This window comes from Novipirellula artificiosorum (assembly GCF_007860135.1).
Classification (GTDB): Bacteria; Planctomycetota; Planctomycetia; order Pirellulales; family Pirellulaceae; genus Novipirellula_A; species Novipirellula_A artificiosorum.
Map to the genome: position 1 here is coordinate 1 of NZ_SJPV01000047.1, position 6,197 is coordinate 6,197.

Sequence of the window (6,197 nt, forward strand, 5' to 3'; positions counted from 1 at the left end):
GCTGTGTTGGTGATAGTCCAGTCCGACGTGATAGGTTATTTTCGACATTGCTCGTTGCTCCGAGTGAAATCAGGGGAAGTTAGATATCACTTGGTTTTACTCTGCAGCGAGCATTTCATCCCCATCTACGTTCGTTATTGATCCCGCGATGCTAAGCCGGATTATTCATCGGTCCAAACCTATTCCCCGTAACCCTTTGTATGCAGTCAGCTTCCATCGATTGAGTCAAAAACAGACTGCGCACGTTGGAGTGGTAGGCTTTAGCCGATTCAGCAAGCATCCAGCACGCAATCGGCTAAAGCCTACCACTCCAACGAAGAATCTGGGTTAGTGGGATTGGCACGAACAAGCTTGTTGCTTGGGAACCATCCGAGTCACTTGGCAGGGGACTTCACGAAACACGGTGTAGGGCACCTTGATGGTGCAGATTTCCGTTTTTTCTTCGTGAACCGTCTCAGGAACGAACGCCGTGACCATCTTCGTTCGCTTGCGCGGTTCAAGCGTCGTGTAAGGATTCTTGACGACCTTCTTTTCCGTCTTCGTGAAATACTCTTTCACTCGGCGTGTCTTTTCAATCGGTACGCAGATATCGACTTCGCACGTATACGGTTCTTCGATCGTGACCGGTTTCATCACCGTCTTTTCCTTCAAGACTTCAACGGGGCAAGGGCACCAAACCTTCTTTTCCGTGCAAAGACATCCACCACACGTTTTGGTGGCTACCATTTTGGTTTCAAAGTAGCCGTGGTCCTCGGTAACGGTACACATTTCGATCGTCGGAACCATTTCGGTCCGCTTGCGGATCTTCGTAACGGTGTCTTTGCCAGGAACGGTGATTGTGTATTTTTGATCGACCCAGCGAAACTTGGGCGTCTTGATCTCCAATTCTTGCGGGTCTTCCTTCTTGACGCGAACCCAAGCGGTATATTCGTAAGGAACTTGCTTTTCAACTTGGATCACTTTGGGGACCAAGACCGTTTTTACCTGCTGTTCGTCGCGATAACAAGTTTCTTCAACCGTCTTCATTTCGGTCACCGTCACCGCCACCATCTCTTCGCACATTCCGGTGTCGCGGCAGCGCTGGCAGTGAATGCCCGCCGACGCCGTAGGACCGGTTAGAAGAATTGTGAGGAAAACACCACCGATTTGAGTTCGAATACTGGAAATCACCACGCTGCTCCGACTGGATTGTTGATCACTAAACACCACTCTACACTTGACAGTGGTTGCTGAAGCGTAGGTTACAAAGCATGCAGGTCAAATCGGAATCGATACGTTTGCCGACCCAAGGAGCCAATTCGTCATGTTGTCGCCATCCAATCAACCGAACGCAGAAGACGGACTGCTCCGTGAAGTGGAACTAGCTGGTACGGGACGCGAACTCACATCGCTCGCTCGGCAATTCTTAGACGCTGGCCGCGATCGCTTTGATACGGTCAACGTTTTCGACTTCGTTCCTAGCAATTACGAAATGTTGTGGAGCAAGTTAGACGCATTGCCTCGAGGAAGGTTCTGCGAATGGGGTAGCGGCTTCGGGCTGGCCACCGGATTGGCCAATCTCCTTGGTTTTGACGCGATCGGAATCGAGCTTTCCCCAGAACTCGCGGACGCATCGCGGAAACTACTGAACCGATTTGATTTAGAGGCTCGCATCGAATGCGACGACTATTTACAACGAATCATCAAGGCCGACGTTTACTTTGTTTATAGTTGGCCGAGCCAGATTGCGGCGGTCGAGCGTTTGTACTGCGAATCCGCTTCGCCGCATGCGAAGCTGCTGATCTGCTATGGCCAAGACGATATTCGTTGCAAAATGCTTCGTGATGGCTAAACCAGTTCAGTTTGCTTCGGCTGCTCGCAGCAAAAGCGTGGCCGGCGTTTGTTTTCCTGTTACGTCTACTTTTAGTGACTTCCAGGCAAGGTTCTTGGTGATGCCGTTGATGGTTCCTCGGAAGGAGAGAGAGTATTGGCCATCGGGGACATTCGTAAACCGAAACTGCGGACTCGCCGATCCGACTTCGATTTCGTTGGCAGGTTGGAGTTCCTCCGGCAACGGATCGAGCGTCAGAGTGCCTCGCATCGTACTGGCGGTTTCAATGCGTCCGCTGATCGTGCCTCGTTTGCCAGATGGCTTCGCATCGGACTGACCCGTTTTGGATTCTGACGCTGCATCATCGGCAGCCGCCATCTTTTCGTCAGCATCTTCAGCCGTTGATTTGGTTGTCTCGGGATTCGGCTGTTTCGGTGCGCTCGATTTGGTGTAGGTACTAATAAAGAACTGATTCGAAGGGCCTGCCGAGCTTTCCACAATCTTCACGCTCTGCAAAACCAACAGCCCCTCTTCGATGGCGGCGATGAAATGGATGACGCCATTCTTGTGTTTGAAAGACGAAAAGGCGATCGCTTCCTGGGTTTGCACTTCTCCATACAGAGAGAGAAGATGCAGCGACTGCGCCGGGCCGAACGGTTCGTTGTCCTCAGACCCTTTTCCCCAGAACTGAAACTCGAGCTGATCGTCAACACGCGTCACCTCGAGTTTCGGGATCCAATTCTTTGGTCCGCTTTCGATCGTCCAAGTACCAAGAAGCGATTCTTCCGCCTCCGATGTTTGCTTGTCGCTGGTGTCCTGGGCCACGACAGGCGACAATATGACTGCAAACAGCATGCTGGCAATCACAAACGGGGTCCATTGGCACTTCGACATCGTTTCACTCAGTAGGCGTTCGAGAAAATGAGGGGAGCAGCCTCCCGCCCCAAGAAAGAACTCGCTCCCCATTCTAAACGCTGCAACAACCGCTGTCGAACCGCTGTGCCGGGACTAGGCTTGGCCTCATCCCAGCCTGGCTTCGCCCCGCCTCACATCGTGGCCCCATCACGCGGAAAGGGCTACTCTCCTTCCTCGACCTTCCAGCTGTACTCGACGTTGCCTTTCCTCTTCCCGGCACTGTCGTTTTCAGTGTAGGTCACCTTAATTTCCTCGAAGTTCAACGAGAAGTTCTCGGTTGGGACGTCGTCGGCCTGACCAGCACCGCCGATCTGGTAACTCGTCACCGAGACGTTCTTCAGTTCGTAGCGATAGTAGGTCACTCGACCGGCATCGGTGTAGGATGCGGTGAGATCGATCTCGACCTTCGGGAAAACTTTACCCTTGCATACCGCTTCGGCAATTTTCGGGCTGGACTTGTCCAGTTCCTTGACACACTGGAGGTCTTCCAAGATCGTGTCGCCGCGACGACGTGTGGCACCGGTGGCACTCCCGCCAGGCTTGTGGATCCCCTGGCTAAACGACAGCAGATCACTCCATTTTTTGTGGTCTTTGTCCTGGCATTCGCCATCAACGCCATCGAATTTGATGTAAGCAGCCATTTTTGTTCTCCTTGTGTGGAAACGGGAAAGTGGACAAATCTCGCGGTCTGTTCACCGCGTCAGTCATGGTACTGTTCTCGTGCTGTGAGTGAAGAAGTTGCGAAAAAAGCAAAAATTCTTTTCTCAAACGACTTACTTCATGTCGGAGAAATTCAGATGCCACGCGAGTCCCCCACCACGATCATCGTCTTGGTTCAGCGTTTGCAGCGCTCAAGATGATCGCGTGGGGCAGCTAGCCAAGAAAGCGGTCGAGTGAAAAACAGACTGCGCACGTTGGAGTCGTAGGCTTTAGCCGATTCAGCAAGGATCCAGAACGCAATCGGCTAAAGCCTACCACTCCAACGAATCATCTCGGCTAGTATTCGACTTCGACGCCGATGTACGGGGTGATGCCCGGCGACAGAACGATGGTCTGGGCGAAGTCGTTGGCCGGATCGGCGGGTAACCTCAAATTCAGATGTTCGTAGTAGTTTCGATCGAACAGATTCTCGATGCCTGCGGTGATGTTGACATGGTCGCGAGGGCGCAGGTAACCGCGTAAGTACGAGGTCGCGAACCCAGGAGTGTCGGTCTCTAAGGGAATCGGGACCGTGGAACCCGATGCCGGTACCGGCCGAAGCGTCCCAAGCCGATCTTGGTTGTCAACGATGCGCCATCCCCACTCTAAACCATACGCGTTCTCGGGACCGGAATCGGTCAGACGAACGCCTAATCGAGCCTCCAACGGAGAGATTCCGGAAAGGGGCTGGTGGATTTCACGGTCGCGCCCGTCGAGATAGGCCAAACTGCCAAAGGCTTGGAATCCCGTCAGCAAATCGACTTCTCCGTAGCCTTCAAAACCGGCCAACGTGGCGTAATCGGTGTTGAGCGTCTTCAGCAAGCGTGCGCCGAGTGGATCCGTGACCGGGTTGGCAGCATAGGTAATGTAGTCATGGATCCATGCGTGAAAGGCGCTAAAGCGACCGCGAACGTTTTCGTATTCGCCATCAAGTCGGGCGTCGATTTGCCAGTTGCGCTCTTTCTTTAGATCTGGCGTTCCGATCACACGGCTAAAACCGCTTTGGATCGTCGCCAGAAACAGCCCGTCGCTGTAGCGGTCGGTCAAATCGGGCAACCGTTCCGCGTAGCCGAAGCCAAAACGAGTTTGCCACACGCTATTCAATTCGTAGTCGTTGGTCAGGTAGAAGGACAACAGCATGTCCGAAACGCTTAAATCCTGATTCACTTCGCCGGTCGCAGGATCCTTAAAGTTCGATCGTTCCGACAACGTGCTGCCATCGGCTTGAGTCGACGCAAATGCGATACGAGAACCACCCGCGATGTTCCAGCGACGTGTCACACCGTAAGAAAACTCCGTGTAGAGTCCTGGATCGAAGATCTCGGCAACGGGCAACCCGGTGTCGAACGTGGGATCGGGAATATCGAACTGGCTGAGATCATACCCTTCAACGATACGTTGACGCACATAGCGAAAGTCGGCTCCGGCAGCGATCGATGTCGTTTCGTCGTACTCTTGTTTGAATCCGCCACGTACACCGGCCAAGCGAATGCTCCCATCGACATTGCCGTAGAATTCCGCGTCATCGTCGAGTGGGGTTGCCGTTGTGGCTGCCAGTGCCGTGTCCACGCGTTGCAACACGGGGAAATCCGCTTTCCGTTTTCCAACGTGGTCCGTATCGCCATCAAACTGGGTCTCGGAATACCAACCGTCAATTTGATAGCCGAAACCGGTCATTTCGTCTCGGTGGATGATGCTATGGCTGATGCCATAGTGGTTCAGGGCGTCGACGTCAAAGAACTGCGCCGCATATTCGGTTTCGCCTTGATCCATAAAGCTAAATTTGGTTTCCCAGCGTGTGGCGTCATCAATGTCTCGCCCGATCGCCGAGAACAGATTGAACGCCTCGTAGCTGGAGGGGATATCCAAGCCATCGCCTGCCTCGTAGTCACTGCCTTTTCGATAGCCCACATTCGCATAGTAGCCACCTTTTTCGCCGCCCCCGAGCAGGGTAGCGGTATTGTAGGTTTGGCCACCGTTGGTTCGGACGTGGGTGCCAAGTCGCAAATGATGCTCACGCCCATCTTCGTAGCGGGGCGTTGGCGCGGAATCGATGTTCAGGAACGAAAAACCACTGCCGTAGCGTAGACCATAGGGCCCGCTGATGACTTGCGCGCTGGCGATCAGCGATTGGTCCACTTTGCTGAGCACGCCGTCCAAGTCATTGCGGACCGGGCCAATGTAGGCACCGTCAAACAGGGTGTAGATTTGACCATTGACGTAGCCACGGATTCGGGGTTCGAGCGAAATTGGACTTCGTCGTCGAGCGCGCACCGAGGGAGCGGAACTGGTTTCGATGATCGCTTCGGCCACGTCGGGGTTATTGACCAAACTGAACGTGCTGGCGGAAACAAGACTCAACGGGGCTGTTTCCACGACTCCGGTTTCCAGCGGCCCGGTCACCCGCTCCACCGCTTCCACCTCAGCCGGTGTGTTGAGGCTGGTGGTCTTCAACGTTGCGATGTCGGGTTTCTGGCTCTCGAACAGATCCAATTTCGCACCGAGGTCGAGCGATCCGGTCGTGCTGCTCAGCGACCGACTTGAGACGCCCGAGGCATCGGCTGGCTGAATCGCTTCGCTCGAGGTGCTCTCGAGTCCTTGAACCAGCAAGATTTCGGGACCTTGATCTGGCTCGAGCCAATGGCCGATGCGGAGCACACCGCCGCCGGGCTCCGAGGCACTCGTAGGAAGCCAACACAGTGTGAGCAGCGGATTCAAAACGAATACAGTGACCCATAAATAGCGATGCATTGCAGCGGCCCCCCGACCAACT

At 54.1% G+C, this 6,197-nt stretch carries 5 protein-coding genes; 1 reads left to right on the forward strand and 4 read right to left on the reverse strand.

All coding sequences use genetic code 11. The annotated features are described in order from the left end of the window. Positions 1-327: 327 nt before the first annotated feature. Positions 328-1,170: a hypothetical protein gene (locus tag Poly41_RS33560; protein WP_146531741.1), complete on the reverse strand. Its 843-nt coding sequence runs from the start codon at positions 1,168-1,170 to the stop codon at positions 328-330. Positions 1,171-1,303: 133 nt separating this feature from the next. Between Poly41_RS33560 and Poly41_RS33565 the strand changes: the two genes are divergently transcribed. After that, a complete protein-coding gene (locus Poly41_RS33565) occupies positions 1,304-1,831 on the forward strand; it encodes a hypothetical protein (protein WP_146531742.1) in 528 nt (175 codons plus the stop codon). 6 nt (positions 1,832-1,837) lie between these two features. On the opposite strand, the gene Poly41_RS33570 is transcribed toward Poly41_RS33565, so the two are convergent. The 3 genes from Poly41_RS33570 to Poly41_RS33580 form a co-directional block, all read right to left on the reverse strand. Then, positions 1,838-2,704 carry a hypothetical protein gene (locus tag Poly41_RS33570; RefSeq protein WP_146531743.1) on the reverse strand — a complete coding sequence of 289 codons (867 nt, stop codon included), beginning with the start codon at positions 2,702-2,704 and terminating at the stop codon, positions 1,838-1,840. Positions 2,705-2,886: 182 nt separating this feature from the next. Further along, on the reverse strand, positions 2,887-3,366 hold the full coding sequence (locus Poly41_RS33575; RefSeq protein WP_146531744.1) for an Hcp family type VI secretion system effector: 480 nt from the start codon (positions 3,364-3,366) through the stop codon (positions 2,887-2,889). Positions 3,367-3,721: 355 nt separating this feature from the next. Beyond that, the coding region (locus tag Poly41_RS33580) for a TonB-dependent receptor (RefSeq protein WP_315853755.1) at positions 3,722-6,197 on the reverse strand (2,476 nt) is incomplete at its 5' end.